17 protein-coding genes are annotated in these 17,380 nt (G+C 74.0%); 10 read left to right on the forward strand and 7 right to left on the reverse strand.

Annotated elements, in window-relative coordinates:
- The first annotated feature begins 60 nt into the window (after window positions 1-60).
- Genes DFJ69_RS18640 through DFJ69_RS36205 form a run of 10 tightly spaced genes read left to right on the forward strand, consistent with a single transcriptional unit; the run spans window position 61 to window position 9,576 of the window.
- Window positions 61-924: a hypothetical protein gene (locus DFJ69_RS18640; protein ID WP_211328655.1), complete on the forward strand. Its 864-nt coding sequence runs from the start codon at window positions 61-63 to the stop codon at window positions 922-924.
- 2 nt (window positions 925-926) lie between these two features.
- Window positions 927-1,850 carry a hypothetical protein gene (locus DFJ69_RS18645; RefSeq protein ID WP_116023782.1) on the forward strand — a complete coding sequence of 308 codons (924 nt, stop codon included), beginning with the start codon at window positions 927-929 and terminating at the stop codon, window positions 1,848-1,850.
- A complete protein-coding gene (locus tag DFJ69_RS18650; RefSeq protein WP_116023783.1) occupies window positions 1,851-3,152 on the forward strand; it encodes a TadA family conjugal transfer-associated ATPase in 1,302 nt (433 codons plus the stop codon).
- Window positions 3,152-4,117, forward strand: a complete 966-nt coding sequence (locus DFJ69_RS18655) for a type II secretion system F family protein (protein ID WP_116026726.1) — start codon at window positions 3,152-3,154, stop codon at window positions 4,115-4,117. Before DFJ69_RS18650 ends, DFJ69_RS18655 begins: the two co-directional genes overlap by 1 nt.
- Window positions 4,118-4,172: 55 nt before the next feature.
- Window positions 4,173-5,087 (forward strand): type II secretion system F family protein, encoded by a 915-nt coding sequence (locus DFJ69_RS36200; protein WP_116023784.1) that lies wholly within the window; start codon window positions 4,173-4,175, stop codon window positions 5,085-5,087.
- A 43-nt stretch (window positions 5,088-5,130) separates the two neighbouring features.
- Complete coding sequence (locus DFJ69_RS18665; protein WP_116023785.1) at window positions 5,131-5,346, forward strand: hypothetical protein; 216 nt, start codon at window positions 5,131-5,133, stop codon at window positions 5,344-5,346.
- Window positions 5,343-5,759, forward strand: coding sequence for a TadE/TadG family type IV pilus assembly protein (locus DFJ69_RS18670; RefSeq protein ID WP_245974446.1), 417 nt, complete (start codon window positions 5,343-5,345; stop codon window positions 5,757-5,759). Before DFJ69_RS18665 ends, DFJ69_RS18670 begins: the two co-directional genes overlap by 4 nt.
- Entirely contained in the window at window positions 5,756-6,208 is a 453-nt protein-coding gene (locus tag DFJ69_RS18675) for a TadE/TadG family type IV pilus assembly protein (RefSeq protein WP_245974447.1), read from the forward strand. The genes DFJ69_RS18670 and DFJ69_RS18675 overlap by 4 nt, the downstream gene beginning before the upstream one ends.
- Window positions 6,205-6,636, forward strand: a complete 432-nt coding sequence (locus DFJ69_RS18680; protein WP_245974448.1) for a pilus assembly protein TadG-related protein — start codon at window positions 6,205-6,207, stop codon at window positions 6,634-6,636. Before DFJ69_RS18675 ends, DFJ69_RS18680 begins: the two co-directional genes overlap by 4 nt.
- Before the next feature lie 30 nt (window positions 6,637-6,666).
- Window positions 6,667-9,576: a BTAD domain-containing putative transcriptional regulator gene (locus DFJ69_RS36205; RefSeq protein WP_281275870.1), complete on the forward strand. Its 2,910-nt coding sequence runs from the start codon at window positions 6,667-6,669 to the stop codon at window positions 9,574-9,576.
- A 7-nt stretch (window positions 9,577-9,583) separates the two neighbouring features.
- On the opposite strand, the gene DFJ69_RS18690 is transcribed toward DFJ69_RS36205, so the two are convergent.
- The 7 genes from DFJ69_RS18690 to DFJ69_RS18720 all read right to left on the reverse strand — a co-directional run bounded on the left by DFJ69_RS18690 (window position 9,584) and on the right by DFJ69_RS18720 (window position 17,372).
- Window positions 9,584-10,087, reverse strand: coding sequence for a methylated-DNA--[protein]-cysteine S-methyltransferase (locus DFJ69_RS18690; protein WP_116023786.1), 504 nt, complete (start codon window positions 10,085-10,087; stop codon window positions 9,584-9,586).
- A gap of 22 nt (window positions 10,088-10,109) precedes the next feature.
- Window positions 10,110-11,573, reverse strand: a complete 1,464-nt coding sequence (locus tag DFJ69_RS18695; protein ID WP_116023787.1) for a DNA-3-methyladenine glycosylase 2 family protein — start codon at window positions 11,571-11,573, stop codon at window positions 10,110-10,112.
- A 54-nt stretch (window positions 11,574-11,627) separates the two neighbouring features.
- Entirely contained in the window at window positions 11,628-12,650 is a 1,023-nt protein-coding gene (locus DFJ69_RS35630; protein WP_245974449.1) for a GMC oxidoreductase, read from the reverse strand.
- Window positions 12,651-13,386: 736 nt separating this feature from the next.
- Entirely contained in the window at window positions 13,387-14,226 is an 840-nt protein-coding gene (locus DFJ69_RS18705; protein ID WP_116023788.1) for a hypothetical protein, read from the reverse strand.
- 160 nt (window positions 14,227-14,386) lie between these two features.
- A complete protein-coding gene (locus DFJ69_RS18710; protein WP_116023789.1) occupies window positions 14,387-15,397 on the reverse strand; it encodes an NYN domain-containing protein in 1,011 nt (336 codons plus the stop codon).
- A 129-nt stretch (window positions 15,398-15,526) separates the two neighbouring features.
- Entirely contained in the window at window positions 15,527-15,748 is a 222-nt protein-coding gene (locus DFJ69_RS18715; RefSeq protein ID WP_116023790.1) for an acyl-CoA carboxylase subunit epsilon, read from the reverse strand.
- Between the two features lie 19 nt (window positions 15,749-15,767).
- A complete protein-coding gene (locus DFJ69_RS18720; protein ID WP_211328656.1) occupies window positions 15,768-17,372 on the reverse strand; it encodes an acyl-CoA carboxylase subunit beta in 1,605 nt (534 codons plus the stop codon).
- Window positions 17,373-17,380 lie beyond the last annotated feature (8 nt).

Below are 17,380 nucleotides of genomic sequence, written 5' to 3' on the forward strand. Positions count from 1 at the left end.
GGGCTCACCCGCGCCGCGACCATGGATCGCTCGGTCACGCCCATCTCGGAGTATCCAGCGATGAAGGCCAGTCAGTCGACGGTCGCCGGCGGCTCGAACAGCTCGGCACCACTCGGACGTTCCGGGCTCGGGGCGTCCACCGGGCAGCGATTGCCCGTCCCGCCCCGCGAGCGCAAGCCCGCGCTGGCGGCGCTGGCCGTGCTCCTCATTCTCGGCGGCGCGCTGACGAGCGCGTACCTGGTGATCGCCAGCGGCCAACGGGTCTCGGCCATCGTCATCGGCGCGCCCGTCGCGGCGGGTCAGCCGATCCCGGCGAACGCGCTGCGCGAGGCGCAGATCGGCGACACGGGCATCAACTTCGTCAACTGGTCGGAGCACACCAAGGTCGCCGGCTCCCGGGCGGCCGTCTCGCTGGTCCCGGGCACGCTGCTCACCAACGACATGGTCACCCCCGCGGGCGCCGCGGCCGCGGAGGGCCGGGTGGTCGTCGGGCTGGCGCTCAAGCCCGGCCAGCTCCCCGCCGCCGACCTGCACAGCGGCAAGCGGGTCAGCGTCTACGCGGTCGGCGGCACCGAGGGCGGCCCCCGGGCGGGCACGCTGCTGTCGGCCGACGCGCTGGTGGTCACCGTCGCCTCGGGCGGTGACGAACGGCTGCGCGGCGACCAGACGATGGTGGACGTGGCGGTGCCCCCCGCCGACGCGCCGCTGCTCACCCAGGCCGCGTCCGCCGGGGCCGTCGCCATCGTGCTGGTCCCCCCGGGCACCACCGTCCCGACGGGCAGACCCGTCGCCCCGGCCGACCTCGGCGGCGGTCAGAACGGCCAGAACGGTCAGAACGGCCGACGCACGCCCGGCCCCGGCGGCGGCACCGTGCCGTCCGGCGGCACCGGAGGCGGCCAGACGAACGACCCGGCCGGGGGCTGATCGTGGCTCTGATCGCGCTCGCGGCCGACAAGGGGGCACCCGGCGTCACCACCGCGGCGGTGGCCCTCGGCGCGGTGTGGCCCCGTCCCGTGCTGGTGGCCGAATGCGACCAGGCGGGCGGCGACCTGGTCTACCGGCTCCCCGCCGAACCGGGGGACGGCGGCGACGGCGGCTCCGCCTCCGGCGGAGAGGGCGGCCGGACCGCCATGCTCAACCCGTCCCGCGGCCTGCTCAGCCTGGCCGCCACCGCCCGCCGCGGCCTGCGGCCCGAGCAGATCGGCGAGCACTGCCAGCGGCTGGTCGGCGGGCTGGACGTGCTGGTCGGCATCACGGGCGCCGAGCAGGCCCAGGGCATGACCTGGCTGTGGGGCCCGCTCGGCCGGGCGTTCGCCGGGCTGGCGTCGGTGGACGTGCTGGCCGACTGCGGGCGGCTCGGCGCGGGCACCCCGGTGATGGACCTGGTCCGCGAGGCGGACATGGTGGTGCTGTTCTGCCGCGCCACCCTCGAACAGGTCGCCCACCTGCGCGAACGGGTCGGCGCCCTGACCAAGGAGCTGCCCGGCGGCCCGCCCGTCGGGATCGTGGTGATCGCCGACCCGCGCGACTTCCGCGGCTCGGTCACCGAGGTCGACCGCATCATCGCCAACTCCGGCCTGCCCGCGACCGTGCTCGGCGGCTTCGCGCTCGATCCCAAGGGCGCCGAGATGCTGCGCGGTCGATGGGGCGGCCGGCTCGACCGTTCGCTGCTGATCCGTTCGGCCCGCGAGGTGGCGGGCGACCTGGTGGGACGGCTGGCCGCGCCGCGCGGTCCGCAGCCCGCCGACCGTTCGGCCGAGCCGAGGGCCGCGGCCGGCCACCGGCCCGAGACGGGCCCGCGCGCCTCCGCCGTCCGGCCGGGCGCACCCCAGCCGGAGAGGGGGCGGTAAGTGGACCACGCGCTGGTCAAGCGGCTGCGGCAGGAGGTCGGCGACCGGCTGGCCCAGCAGCGCAGGATGGACGCCGCCGCCGGGATGGCCCCGATGTCGCCCGAGGACGAACGGCAGTTCGCCCGCGCGCTGATCTCCCAGGTGCTGGAGGAGTTCGCCCGCGCCGAGCTGACGTCGGGCCGCCGCCCGCCCAACGCCGAAGAGGAGGAGGCGCTCGCCGCCGGCGTCCACGCGGCGCTGTTCGGGGTGGGCCGGCTCCAGCCGCTGCTGGAGGACCCCGAGATCGAGAACATCGACATCAACGGCTGCGACCGGGTCTTCATCGGCTACGCCGACGGCCGCGAGGTGATGGGCGAGGCGGTGGCCGACTCCGACGAGGAGCTGGTCGAGCTGATCCAGGTCCTGGCCGCGTACTCGGGTCTGTCGTCGCGGCCGTTCGACACCGCCAACCCGCAGCTCGACCTGCGGCTGCCGGACGGGTCCCGGCTGTCGGCGGTGATGGACGTGACGCTGCGCCCGGCGCTGTCGATCCGGCGGGCCAGGCTCGGCAAGGTGTTCCTGTCGGACCTGATGGGCAACGGCACGCTGACCACGGAGCTGGGCCGCTTCCTGCGGGCCGCGGTCCTCGCCCGCAAGAACATCATGATCGCCGGGGCCACCAACGCGGGCAAGACCACGCTGCTGCGCGCCATGGCCAACGAGATCCCGCCCGGTGAGCGCCTGATCACCGTGGAACGTGCCCTGGAGCTGGGCCTCGATCAGTTCCCCGAGCTGCACCCCAACGTGGTGGCGTTCGAGCAGCGGCTGCCCAACTCCGAGGGGCAGGGCGAGATCTCGATGGCGGAGCTGGTGCGGCGCTCGCTGCGGATGAACCCCTCCCGGGTCATCGTCGGCGAGGTGCTGGGCGACGAGATCGTCACCATGCTCAACGCCATGAGCCAGGGCAACGACGGCTCGTTGTCGACCATCCACTCCAACTCCTCGATGGAGGTCTTCAACCGGATCGCCACCTACGCCATCCAGGCGGAGGAACGGCTCCCGACCGAGGCCACCCACATGCTCATCGCCGGGGCCATCGACTTCGTGGTCTTCATCGAGAAGCGCAACGACTACGACCGCGGCGGGCGGCTGCGCCGCTACGTCGCCAGCGTCCGCGAGGTCACCGGCTGCGACGTGCGGGTGCTGTCGTCGGAGGTGTTCGCGTTGGGCCCGGACGGCCACGTGCTCCCGGCCGCCCCGACGTCCTGCGGCGACGAGCTGGCCGAGTACGGCTACGACCCGGTCATGGGCGGTGGGTGGTGATGTTCGCGCCGGACGTTCTCCTGGCCGTCATCGCGGGCGGGCTCGTCGGCGGCGGGTCGCTGCTGCTGGTCGCGGCGTTCCGCGGGTTCCCGGCGCGGCCCGGCAGGCCGACCCCGCGTCGCAGCCGCGAGGACATCGTCCGCACGCTCACCACCCGCACGGCCCTGGCGGTGATCGGCGGGACGCTGGTGCTGGTGGTGACCCGCTGGCCGGTGGCGGCGGTCGGGGCGGGCCTGCTGGTGGCGGGCTGGGACGGCATCGCGGGCGGCGCGGCCGAGGAGCGCAAGGCGATGTCGCGTCTGGAGGGCCTGGCCGCCTGGACGGAGTCGCTGCGCGACACCATCGCGGGCGCGGTCGGCCTGGAGCAGGCGATCCCGGCGTCGGTGCGGGCCGCGTCCCCGGCCCTGCAGCCGCCGCTGCGCACGCTGGTGGACCGTCTGCACACCCGGATGCCGATGCCGGAGGCGCTGCGCCGCTTCGCCGACGACCTCAACGACGCGTCCGCCGACCTGGTGATCTCCGCGCTGATCCTCAACGCCCGGCTGCGCGGGCCGGGGTTGCGCGACATGCTCGGCGCGCTGTCCACCTCCGCCCGCGCCGAGCTGGACATGCGCCGTCGCGTGGCGGCCGACCGCAGGGCGACCCGGCGCAGCGTCACCATCGTGGTCGGCGTCTCGGTCGGCACCGCGCTGCTGCTGACGGTGTTCAACCGCGCGTACGTGGAGCCCTACGACGGGTTCGTCGGGCAGATCGTCCTGGTCGTGGTGGTCGCCCTGTACGCGGCGGCGTTCCTGTGGCTGCGCCGCCTGTCCCGGTACGACATGCCGCAGCGCCTGCTGAGCGCCCCCGATGCCCGACCCGGGGTCCCGGGCGAGATGCCCGCCACGGTCGCGGGCTGGCAGGGCTCGGCGACCCCGCCCCTGAGAGGTCGCCACGCGATGGACGCGGGAGGCGGGCCCTCGTGACGATGACATCGGAAACCCGAAGGGGACTCGGGGCGCGGGTTCGAGGAGGTGCCGGGTGACCGGGGCGTTGTTGGCCGGGGCCGCCGTGGGGCTCGGTCTGTATGCGCTGGTCCGGGCCCTGTTCCCGGCGCGGCCGGGGTTGGCGGCCGGGCTCGCGGCGTTCGACCGGGCGCGGGCCGCCGACACCGCCGGGAAGCAGAACCGCGCCGCGCCCGGTGTCGAGCAGGTCAGCGGCCTGCGCGCCCAGGTGGGGCGGTCGGTGGCGCGTCTGTACGAGTCGCGGGGGTGGGAACAGCGGTCGGTCCGCGCCGACCTGGCCCTGCTGGGGCGCTCCTACGAGGGCTTCCTCGCCACCAAGTTCCTGCTGCCGTCGGCCGCGCTGATCTTCCTGCCCGCGCTGGTGGCCTACACGGCGCTCCTGGACGTGGGCGGCGGGCTCGCGCTGCCCACGTGGATGGCGGTGCTGTTCGCGGCGTTCTTCTTCGTCCTGCCCGACATCCAGCTCCGCCAGGAGGCCGCGCAGCGTCGCCGGGACTTCCGGCACGTGGTGGGCGCGTTCCTGGACCTGGTCTCGATGAACCTGGCGGGGGGCCGGGGCGTGCCGGAGGCGCTGATGAGCGCCGCCCAGGTCGGCGACGGCTGGGCCATGGTCCGGATCCGGGACTCGCTGGCCAACGCCCGCATCACCGGGCAGACCCCGTGGCAGGCGCTGGGACGCCTCGGCGAGGACGTCAACATCGGCGAGTTGCGCGACCTGGCGGCGGCGTTGACGCTGGTCGCCGACGACGGGGCCAAGGTACGGCAGTCGCTGACGGCCCGCGCCGCGTCGATGCGGGCACGCGAGTTGTCGGACCTGGAGGGCAAGGCGGGGGAGCGCTCCCAGTCGATGCTGGTGGCGCAGTTGCTGTTCTGCTTCGGCTTCATGGTCTTTCTGGGCTTCCCCGCGCTGGTGCGGGTCTTGACGGCGTGACGCACGATGCCCCTATCCGCAATGAGAATCACGAGGAGTCACCGTGAACCCCTTGAACGACCCCGCGATCGTCTATCTGCGGGCGATGGTGGAGCTCCGCATCCACCGGGCCCGGACCGAGGACCGCGGTGTCGGCGTGTCCGCGATCGAGTGGGCCATCATCACCGGGATGCTCGCGGCCATCGCCATCGCGGTCTACGCGGTGATCCGCGGCAGCATCGAGGACTCCGCGGAGAAGATCAAGACCGAGTACAAGTGATCCGACGCCGGTCCGACGAGGGCGTGTCCTCGATGGAGCTGGCGCTGCTGACCCCGGCCCTGATCCTGGTCATCCTGTGCGTGATCCAGTTCGCGATGGTGTACCACGCCCGTCATGTGGCGCTGGCGGCGGCGCAGAGCGGCGCCCGGGTGGCCCGCGGCGACGTGGACGGGAGCTGGAAGGCCGAGGCCGAGGCCAAGGCCCGCACCTCCGTCCGGCACGTCGGCGGCAGCCTGCTCACCGACCTGCGGACCGAGGCCACCACCGACGGGGCCGACAACCGGTGGGTGGACGTCGAGGGCAAGGCGGTCCGGGTGATCCCGTTCATGACGTTCCGGGTGCACCAGCGGGCGGGCGGCCCGATCGAGTGCTTCCGGCCCGACGACGGCGGCACCGACTGCGAGGCCCCATGACCGGACTCCGGCGGTGGCGCGGGGACGGCGGCGGCATGTCGCTGGAGCTCGTGCTACTCACACCGGTCTTCGTGATGTTCCTGATGCTGCTGGCGGCGGCCGGCCGGGTGGTGGACGCGCAGAGCCAGATCGACGGGGCCGCCCGCGACGCGGTCCGCGCCGCCTCGATCGCCCGCAGCGCGCCCGACGCCGTGCGGTTCGCCGAACGGGCCGCGGCCGACAGCCTGCGCGGCACCCACTGGTGCCAGGGCGGGCCCCGCGTCAGCACCGACACCGGCCGGTGGGGGCCGGGCGGTCGGGTCACCGTCACCGTGAGCTGCAGCGTCGACCTCGGCGACCTGGCGTTCATCGGGCTGCCGGGCTCCCGGACGTTCAGCGGCGACGCGGTCGCGCCCATCGACACGTACACCTACCGGGGCACCGACACGGCGCCGGAGGGGGCGGAATGAGCGCGCGGCGCGGACCCCGGGGCGAGCGCGGCAGCATCGCGATGTTCACCGTGCTCCTCACCCCGGCCGTGCTGTTGCTCGCCGGGCTGCTGGTGGACGGCGGGCTGGCGATCCACGCCCGGCAGCGGGCCGCCGACATGGCCGAGCAGGCGGCCCGGGCGGGGGCCAACGAGATCGACGCCGACGTCCTGCGCGCCACCGGACGTCCCGAGATCGACCCGGGCCGCGCCTGCGCCGGGGCCTACGATCTGCTGGACGCGTACGGGACGGAGGTCACCGCGCGCTCCTGCCTGCCGGGCGCGGAGGAGGTCAGCGTGACGGTCACCATCACGGTGCGGGCACGGTTGCTCGGGATTGTGCCGGGGCTCGGGGACTTTACGATGACCTCAACGGCATCCGCGCACCCCGAGACCGGCGAGACCCCCTAGACGAGTTCCCCCGGACGAGACCCCAGAGGCATGATGTCACCACGCGAGCCAGTCAGGATCCGCACTCGCAGCGCCGGCGACGTGCTGGCGGGGCTGTCGGCCCTGGCGGCGCTGACCGCCCTGGTCGCCGGGGTGCCCGCCGTGCTGCTGGCCGTCTTCGGGTCGCCGTGGCCCGATCAGGCGCCCACCATGAACGACCTGACCCGGGAGCTGGGGCCGAGTTCGATCATCACCATCCTGGTGATCCTCGTCTGGCTCGCCTGGCTGCAACTCCTGGCCTGCGTGGCGGTGGAGGCGTACGCCGGGATCCGCGGGGTCGGGGTGCCCGCCCGGGTGCCGCTGGCCGGCGGGGTCCAGTCGCTGATCCACCGGCTGGTGGTGGCCGCGCTGCTGCTGTTCACCGTGACGTCGGCCGTGATGCCCGCGTTCTCCGGCAAGGACCTGGGCCCGAGCCGACCCGCGGCGGCGCAGGCCGAGCGGTTCCAACCGGTGGCGGCGACCGCGCCGGTCGACCTGGCGGCTCCGGAGACGCCCGCCGAGACCCTGACCGACGCCCCGGCGACGAAGGCGAAGACCACCAAGATCTATCGGGTGCAGCCGCCGGAGGGACGGCACCACGAGAGCCTGTGGGAGATCGCCGACCGCTGTCTGGGCGAGGGCCGCCGCTACAAGGAGATCTACGCGCTGAACAAGGGCCGGGTCCAGCCGGACGGCAGCAGGCTCACCATCGCCAGCCTGATCCGCCCCGGCTGGATCCTGGAGATGCCCGACGACGCCGTGGGCGCGCGCACCATCCCGGCCGAGGACCTGGACGAGTACTTCCGGTACGGGCACCCCAAGCCCGACCCCAAGCCCGACGGCGACCCGGAGCCCCCGCCGCGCGCCCCGCAGCCCCGAGAGCCCGCCCCGGAGGAGCAGCGGCCGCGCACCCCGGCCCCGGAGCCGCCCAAGAGCCAGGCCCCCGCGCCGCCGCCCGCCAAGCAGGCCCCAACGCCCGAGGCCCCGGGCCCGGCGGCCCCCGCTCCCACGCGCGAGGCCCCGCAGCGCGCCGGCGAGTCGTCCGCCCCCGTGGAGATCGGCTGGCCGCAGGGCCTGGCGGTGGCGTCGTTGCTGGCCGCCGGCGTGCTGGCCGCGCTGGGCCGGCGTCGCCGCGAGCAGATGGGGCGGCGCGCGTTCGGGCAGATGATCGCCCGCCCCGAGGGTGTGGAGGCCCGGGCCGAGGAGGCGTTGCGGGTCGGTCAGGACGAGCACGCCGCCCGGCTCCTGGACATCGGTCTGCGGCACCTGTCCACGTCCCTGGCGGCCGACGGCCGTACCCTGCCCACGGTCTACGGCGTCCACCTCGGCGAGGAGAGCCTCGACCTGTGGATCGCCCCCGCCGACCACAACCCGCCCGACCCCTGGCACGCCTACGACGACGGTCAGGTGTGGCGGCTGCGCGCCGACGCCCTCGCCGCCCTGGAGTCCGAGGACCTCGCCGACGTGCTGGCCCCGTACCCGGGTCTGGTCTCCATCGGCACGAACCAGACGGGCCGCATCCTGGTCGACCTGGAGGCCGCCCACGGGCTGATCGCGTTGCGCGGGCCCGAGGCCACCCGGCGGGCGGCGCTCGCCGCGATCGCCCTGGAGCTGGCCACCAACCGCTGGTCCGACCACATGCGGATCACGCTGGTCGGCTTCGGCGACGAGTTGGGCGGCGGCCTCGCGGAGATCGCGCCCGACCGGATCCGCAACGTCGCCTCCCTGGCCGAGGCGCTGCCCGAACTGGAGGGCCGCAGCCAGGAGGTCCGGCAGGCGCTGGCAGCCTCGGGCGTGGACTCGGTGCTCACCGGCCGCTGCCGGGGGATGTTCGGCGAGGCCTGGATGCCGCACTACCTGATCATGGCCGACCAGCCGACCGAGACCGAGGCCGACCGCCTGGTCGCCCTCGCCCGCACCGGCCAGCGGATGGCCGCCGGTCATCTGGTCGCCGGCGAGGTGCAGGGCGCCACCTGGACCTGGGACGTCACCGCCGACGGCCGCATGTCGGCGGGTGTGCTGGGCTTCGAGGTCGACGCCCAACTCGTCGGCGAGGAGCACTACCGCGCGGTCGTGGGGCTGTTCCGCACGGCGGGCCGTCTCGACGGCACCCCGCTGCCCGCTCCCGTTCCCGGCGATGAGCCGCCCGCGCCGGCCGAGCATCAGCCCGAGGTCGACATCCGGCTGCTCGGCCCGATCGAGGTGATCGCCCCCGGCCCGATGGACGACACCCGCCGCGACGTGTGCACCGAGGTGTTGGTCTACCTGGCCACCCATCCCGGCGGCGTGCACCCCACGGTGCTGGGCGGCGCCGTCTGGCCGCGCGGCGTGAGCGCCGCCGTCCGCGACGCCTGCATCGCCCGGGTCTCCGACTGGCTCGGCCGCGACTCCCGGGGCCGCCCCAACCTGTACTACGACGAGCGCGGCCGCATCAGGCTCGGCTCCGAGGTCCGCGTCGACTGGTCGGTGTTCCGCTGGCTGATCTGGCGCTCCGCCGCCGAACCCGCCAGCGAGGCCGCCTACATGTCGTACGCCCTCGACCTCATTCGTGGGCCCCTGCTGGCCGACCGTCCCCGTGGCCGCTACGGCTGGCTGGCCGCCGACGACCTGGAGTACGAGGCGACCGCCCGCGTCCTCGACGTCGCCCACCGCCTGGCCGTCCTCCGCCTGGAGGACGGCGACCCCCGGGGCGCGGCCACCGCCGCCCGCTCCGGCCTGCGCCTCCTCCCGCAGGACGAGGGCCTGTGGCGCGACCTGCTCCGCGCCACCCACGCCACCGGCGACCGCACCCAGGTCGAACGCACCGTGGACGAACTCCGCGACCACGTCGGCCGCGACCCCATGATCGCCCAGATGCAGCCCGAGACCGAGGCCCTCATCGAGGAGCTGCTTCCCCACTGGCGGCAGATGGCCCACCACTGACCCGGGTCTAGAAGAGCCCCGCCGCTTCGTGGTCGATCAGCCAGCGCTTGCGTTCCAGGCCGTAGTAGTACCCCTGGAGGCCGCCGCCGGCCGGGAGGACTCGGTGGCAGGGGACGACCGGGGCGACGAGGTTCTGCGCGCACGCCTGCCCCGCCGCCCGCGCGGCACCGGGCGGGAGACCCGCCCGAGCGGCGAGTTCGCCGTAGGTGATGGTCTCGCTGGCCCGGACCTCCCGGAGCACCGCCCACAGTCGCTCACGCGTCGGCGTGCCGGGCTGACGGACGGGAACGGCGTCGAGGGCGGCGACGTCGCCGTCGAAGTAGGCCGAGTGCGCCTTGCCGAGGTCACCGAGGTCGTCCACGGCGGTCAGGTCGTACGAGCGCAGCGACGGATGCAGCCGGGCGTGCATCTCGCGAGGGTCGGGCGTGAAGCCGGCGGCGACCAGCGCGCCATCGTGCTCCAGCAGGGACAGGGGGCCGATCGGGGTGTCCAACACCATCGCGTTGATCATGAAAACCTTCCTCGTCGTTCGCTCATCGTCGACCGGGAACGCCCGCCGTCGCGGTCCGTTCGCCCGCCCCCAATGACGCCCAAAGGTGCATCACCGCGTAGGCCCGCCATGGGCGCCATGCCTCGGCGCGTTCGACCAGATCCTGCGCGGACGTCTCGACGCCCGTGAGGTCGCGGACGGCGTTGCGCAGGGCCAGGTCGCCGGAGGGGAAGGCGTCGGGGTCGCCGAGGGCGCGCATCGCCACGTACGACGCCGTCCACGGGCCGACGCCCGGGAGCGCCAGGAGTCGCCGTTCGGTCTCGGCGGGGTCGGCGCCGCCGCCCAGGTCGAGATCGCCCGACGCCGTCGCCTCGGCGAGCGCCCGCAGGGTCCGCTCGCGCGCGCCGGTCAGACCGAGGCCGGACAGGTCGGCGGCGGCGACCGCCCCGGCCGTCGGGAACCGGTGGGTCAGCGTCCCGGTGGGCTGCGCGAGCGGCTCGCCGCACCGGGCGACGAGGCGTCCCGCGAAGGTGCGGGCCGCCGCCACCGAGACCTGCTGACCGAGCACCGCCCGGACCGCCATCTCGAAGCCGTCGAACGCGCCCGGCACCCGCAGCCCCGGCCGTGCCGCGACCAGCGGCGCGAGCAGGCCGTCCGCGCCGAGCACGTCGTGCACCGCGTGCGGCTCCGCGTCCAGGTCGAGGAGCCGCCGGCAGCGGGCGACCAGGCGGGACACGCCGCGCAGGTCGGCCGCGTCGACCCGCATCAGCACGTGCCCGTCCCGGGGCTCCAGCTCGACCCGGTACGGGCCGGGGCCGGCGCGGACGTAGCGCCCGCCCTCGACCTCCTCCACACCGGGGATCGCCCGGGCGGCGAGGAAGTCCAGCAGCCCCGCCGCGTCGAACGGCTCGCGCACCGCGAGCCGGAGCGCCAGCACCGACCCGTTCGCGGGCTGGGGCCCGCGCAGCTCCGACGGCGTCTGCCCGTAGGTCTCCTGCAGCGTCGCGTTGAACTGCCGGACGCTGCCGAACCCCGCCGCGAACGCCACGTCCGTCACCGGCATGGACGTCTCCCGCAGCAGCCGCCGCGCGAGCTGGAGCCGCCTGCTGCGCGCCACCGCCAGCGGGGGAGCGCCCAACTCGGCGACGAACAGCCGGTGCAGGTGCCGTTCGGTCACCGACAGCCGGCCCGCCAGCCCCCGCACGCCGTGGTCGTCGACCACACCGTCGTCGATCAGCCGCAGCCCGCGCCGCACCAGGTCGCCGCGGGCGTCCCAGCGCGCCGACCCGGGGGACGACTCGGGCCGGCACCGCTTGCACGGTCGGAACCCGGCCGCCTCGGCCGCCGCCGCGTCCTGGTAGAACCGTACGTTCCGGCGCGTCGGGGTCCGCGCCGGGCAGATCGGCCGGCAGTAGATCCCGGTCGAGGTCACCCCGGTGAAGAAGCGTCCGTCGAACCGGGCGTCCCGCGCCGACACCGCCCGGTAACAAGAGTCGAAGTCGAGCATGTCCCCGAGTAAACCCGATGGCAGGACCGCTGAACCGGCGGAAATCGGACCTCGTCAGAGCGCCCGGGTCACCCGGGCGTCGGTGGAGACGACCGGGGCCTCCGAACGCACCCAGGGCAGCCCCCCGAAGTGCCGGACGAGGATCCGTTCGGCCGTGCGGGTGGCCAGCGCCTGCGTGGTCAGGGTCGGGTTCGGGCCGCCGAGTGAGTTGGCCAGCGCGGAGTTGTCGGCCACGTACAGCCGGCGCACCCAGCGGCTCTCGGCGTCGGCGGTCAGCACCGAGTCGGCCTCCGACCCGCCCATCCGCATCGAGGAGTGGACGTGCAGCAGCAGCGGCGCCCAGTCGAACCGGTACACGGTGCGCGCCCCCGCCTTGCGGAGCAGCTCGGTGGCCTTCCGGGCGAGGAACTCGCGGCCGGCGGTCGTCCGGCGGGTGCGGGCCCGGCCGTCGATCACCACCTTGGGCACCGCGCCGTGCTCGTCGGGCGGGAAGACCGACGTCAGCACCCGGTTGCGGTGCTGCACGTCGTCGCCGGTGAGGATGAGGATGTTGAGCAACCGGTTCACGCCGTGGCCCAGGGCCTCCTTCAGCTCGGGGCCGATCACCCGCCCGGCCGGGCCGTCCCAGGGGCCGGTCATGCCGCGGCCGTTGGTGTACCGGCCGCGGACGCCGCTGTCGGACAGCGCCATGGAGAACGCCTGCATCGCGGGCGGGAGCCCCAGCCCCTCCAGACAGCCGTGGCCGGGGAAGTCGCAGCGCGCCGCCGAGCTGGGGCCCTTGGACGAGCCGGTCTCCTCGTCGAACAGTCCGGTGACGCCGTCGAGGAAATGATCGGTGAACCCGCGCCCGACCCAGCCGTTGGGGTTCGGCAGCCCGCTGTTCAGCCACAGCCGGGGCGTCTCGGTGGCCCCGCCGGCCAGGACGACGACCTGGGCGTCCTCGCGGTGCCGCTCGCCGGTCCGTCCGTCGCGCCAGGTGACGCCCGAGGTGACCGTCTCGCCGCCGCGCCCTCCATCTGGACCTCGGTCACGAACGCGTCGGGGATCAGCGTCGCGTTCCTGCCCTGCGGGGCCCACGCGGCGGCGGTGAGCGCCATCGGGACGTAGCTGTTGTCGGTCGAGCGTTTGGCGTACTGGTTGCGCGGCGCGCTGATCGGCTCCATGCATCCCTGAAGACAGAACCCGCAGTAGGTGCAGCCGGTGGCCTCGGGGTGGCGCAGCCGCGCCGGGTCGGTGGTGAGCCCCGCCGTGCCGCCCGGTTGGAGGATGGCGTTCTCCTGCGGCCGGTACGAGGCGTGCAGGGTGTCCTTGGTGGTCTGCACCGGGATGCCGAGTTGCTCGGCCCCCTTGAAGAACAGCGCCTCCTTGGTGCCCATGGCCGCCGTCTGCACGGGCAGGGTCGCCTCCACCCATTCGTAGTAGGGCACCAGCTCCTCGTAGGGGAAGGGGAAGGCGTGCGCGCTGTCGTACGCCCCCCGGTCCGGCCCGTCGTACCCGGCGAACAGGCCGCGGTAGGCGCGCGGGGAGTTGCCGTAGTAGTGCTGGGTGGTGCCGCCGACCCCACCCGCCTGGAGGAGGTACGAGTTCTGCGGCTCCTCGCGAAGCCACGCGGGTTTTCTCCGGTCGGACGGCCCGAACCGCAGGAACCCGGTGAGCGGATTGTTGGCGTCGTTCTCGTAGTGCGTCCACGAGGCCCGCGGGTCGGTGTGGTGCGGGCCGCCCTCCAGCAGGAGCACGTCGAGTCCGGCCGCCGCCAGTTCCTTCGCCACGACGGGGCCGCCGCCTCCGGCCCCGACCACGATGACGTCGCGCATCAGCCCGTCACCGCCCGTCGTCCCTGGTAGTAGCCCTTGTGCTCGTCCCATCCGTCGATCGAGGGGGTGTATCCGGAGATCCGCCAGCCGACGGGCCGCTCCCGCACCCGTTTGGTGTCCGGGTCGAAGACGGCCCACTCCGAACACGAGCCCAGCGCGGTCAGTTCCAGGAGCGCCCCCGCCAGGAACTTCAGCAGCCCGGACACCGAGCCCCGCAGCGGCTCGGGCAGATGCCGGTCCAGCAGCCCGACCAGCGCGGGGTCCGCGCCCTCCATCAGCTCGAAGACGCGCGCCTTGTGGGTGTGGCTCAGCCGGGCGAACGGCGACAGGAACGGTCCGAGCACCGACGCCGGATGGACCCGTACCGCCTGCAGGTTGAGCATCAGCGCGACGGCCGGCGCCAGCGGGATCGTCGCGTCGTTCTCCAGGAGCCGCCGCAGGCCCGCGTCGACCCGCCGGAGCGGGCCGTCGGCCGTGCGGGGCGCGGGTGCGAGGGGCAGGTCCAGCGACCCGGCGCCCTGCGCGAGCGCCCGGGTCAGCGGGACCGCGACCAGGTCGGGGAACGGCAGGTACCGGTTCAGCGCGTCCACCAGGAACGCGTCGGTCCGGGACTCGATCCCTCCGGGCTCGGGCCGTGGGGTGCCCTGGACCCGGGAGTAGGCGTCCGGGCCGGGCAGCACGAACACGGCGAGTCCGCGCATCGTGTCGGCGGCCAGCCGGTCGAGGGCTGCCCGTACGAGGGCGGCGTCGTCGGGAGCGGCCCGGACGGCGCTCGTTCCCAGCAGGGGGACGGCGGCGCCCAGGAGCCCGGTGGCGTGCAGGAAGACTCGACGGTCCATCGATGTCACCTCGGGGTGGTCTGCCTAGGGGTGCCCGAGATGTGTCCGGTTTCGGCGCGAATACGAGGGAGGAGATGGCCTGATGTGTCCACCCTCCCGAGGTTTGGCCTCCGAAAGGACACCCGACCGGCCCCGTCGCCCGTTGGAACGGCGGCGCGCCTCAGTGCGAGGTGCCGATCCCTATGCCGAACTCGCGGTAGACGCGCTCCCAGAAGCCGTCGCGCAGCCAGGTGCGCGCCTCCTGGTAGGGGCGCAGGGAGCGGCCGAGCTCCTTCTCCGCCTCGATCAGCAGCTCCTTGTCGATGACGGGCGGGAGGATGGGCCCGGGCAGCAGGTCGCGGATGTTGTCGCGACCCCGCTCGAAGATCCACTTCTGGGCGACGTGCTCGCCGATCTCCAGCATGTGGTGACGGTCCGGGCCGAGCTTGCCGTCGCTGTTGGGCACCGGCAGGGGTGAGCCCGCGCGGCCCCCGGCGGCCGGCACCGGCTTGGTGGACGGGGCCCGACCGGCGAACACCTGGGACGGGGAGGGCACCGGGGCGGCCTTGGGCGCCGCGCCGGTCACGGTGGTCTCCCGGGGCGGGCTCGCCTGCGGGACGGCCAGCACCCCCGCCTTGGCGAAGTAGGGCCGCAGGAAGTCGGCCGCCAGGACCTCCACCGTGTCGGACTCCCACACCAGCCACTCGGCCTGGTTGGAGCCGTGGGTGGGCTCCACGCCCCACAGATGGACGCGGACTCCGTAGCGCTGCGCGGCCTCCACGGCGGGCAGCATGTCCTCGTCGCCGGCCAGCAGCACCGCGTCGGTGATCGCCCGATGCCGGGCGAGCGCCTCCAGGTCGGCGCGGAGCTGGGCGTCCACGCCCTTCTGCTGGCCCTGCGCGTTCAGGTTGCCGAGCCGCAGCTTGACCAGCGGCAGGTTGGCGATCACGCGCTGGTCGACGGTCGGCTGACGGCGCGGGGCGGCGTCGAACCAGTAGACGCGCAGCAGCTCGCCGCGCAGCCCCTCGGCGGCATGGCTGGTCAGCGCTCGAATGAGTTTCTCCGCCGCGACGCGATACTCACGCCGCGAGGACGCCTCCAGGAGCAGCGCACCCGAGGCAGCGTAGAGATATCCCGCGTCCACGAAGACGGCATAGCGGGCGGGCTGGGGAACGAGCTCCGAGGTAGCCATGGGGTTTCTACCTTATTCGCGTACGCGCGCTTGCGGAGCGGAACCGCCGACAGGGAGCACGTTGTGGCCCCGGGGCTCGCCCGGGGCCTGGGTATATGCCCGCGATGCCCGGTGAGGGGCCCGGAACGATCAGCGCGGCAGGCTCGAGGCCCGCCACGTCCCCGGCCCGTGCGGCAGCGGCCGGCGGACCGCGCGGGACCGGTCCGCCCACGCCGAGGGCCGCTCCCGCCCCCCGTCGCCGGATCGGCCCCCCCGGGCGACGGCGTGCGCCGACAGCACCGCCACGAGCGCCGCGATCTCCTCGGGCGTCGCGTCGCCCCGCACGACCTGAAGGAACGGCCGTTCGCTCATGGGAGCCTCCTCGAAGGGGTCACAAGGGGATGTTGCCGTGCTTCTTGGGCGGAAGCGAGGCCCGCTTCTCCCGCAGCGACCGCAGCGCCCGGATCACCTGCCCCCGGGTCTCCGACGGCCTGATCACCGCGTCCACGTAGCCTCGCTCGGCGGCGATGTACGGGTTGGCCAGCGCGTCCTCGTACTCGGTGATCAGCTCGGCGCGGCGGGTGTCGGGGTCGTCGGCCGCCGCCAGCTCCCGCCGGTACAGGATGTTGACCGCGCCCTGCGCCCCCATCACCGCGATCTGCGCCGTCGGCCAGGCCAGGTTGACGTCCGCGCCCAGGTGCTTGGAGCCCATGACGTCGTACGCGCCGCCGTACGCCTTGCGGGTGATCACCGTGACCAGCGGGACGGTGGCCTCGGCGTAGGCGTACAGCAGCTTGGCGCCGCGCCGGATGATCCCGCCGAACTCCTGGTCGGTGCCGGGCAGGAAGCCGGGCACGTCCACGAACGTGAGCACCGGGACGTTGAACGCGTCGCAGGTCCGCACGAACCGGGCGGCCTTCTCGGACGCGTCGATGTCCAGGGTGCCCGCGAACTGCATCGGCTGGTTGGCGACGATGCCCACCGGGCGGCCCTCGACCCGGCCGTACCCGACCACGATGTTCGGCGCGAACAGCGGGTGGACCTCCAGGAACTCGCCGTCGTCCACCACGTTCTCGATCACCGCGTGCATGTCGTACGGCTGGTTGGGCGAGTCGGGGATCAGGGTGTCCAGCGCCTCGCCCTCGGCGTCCACCGTCTCCAGGTCGACCGGCACGTCGTGGACGGGCGGGTCGGACAGGTTGTTGGACGGCAGGTAGGACAGCAGCGCCTTGACGTACTCGAACGCGTCGTCCTCGTCGGAGGCCTGGTAGTGCGCCACCCCGGACCGGGTGTTGTGCGAGCGCGCGCCGCCCAGCTCCTCCATCGTCACCTCCTCGCCGGTGACGGTCTTGATCACGTCCGGTCCGGTGATGAACATGTGCGAGGTCTGGTCGACCATCACCACGAAGTCGGTGATCGCGGGGGAGTAGACCGCTCCACCGGCGCAGGGCCCCATCACCAGCGAGATCTGCGGGATCACGCCGGAGGCGTGCACGTTGCGCTTGAAGATCTCCGCGTAGAGGCCGAGCGCGACCACGCCCTCCTGGATGCGGGCGCCGCCGGAGTCGTTGATGCCGACGACCGGGCAGCCGGTCTTCAGCGCGTGGTCCATGACCTTGCAGATCTTCTCGCCGAAGACCTCGCCGAGGGACCCGCCGGCCACGGTGAAGTCCTGGCTGAACACCGCCACGTGCCGCCCGTCGACCGTGCCGTACCCGGTGACGACCCCGTCGCCGTAGGGCCGGTTCCTCTCCATGCCGAAGTTGGTGGAGCGATGCCGCGCCAACTCGTCGAACTCCACGAACGAGCCCGGGTCCAGCAGGGCGTCGATGCGCTCCCGGGCGGTCATCTTGCCCTTGGCGTGCTGCTTCTCGACCGCCTTCGCGGATCCCGCGTGCACGGCCTCGTACCTGCGTCGTTCCAGTTCGGCCAGCTTGCCGGCGGTGGTGTGGATGTCGATCTCGCCTGCGGGCGGTTCCGGTGCATGCATCGCCATATGCGTCA

Source organism: Thermomonospora umbrina, from assembly GCF_003386555.1.
GTDB lineage: Bacteria > Actinomycetota > Actinomycetes > Streptosporangiales > Streptosporangiaceae > Thermomonospora > Thermomonospora umbrina.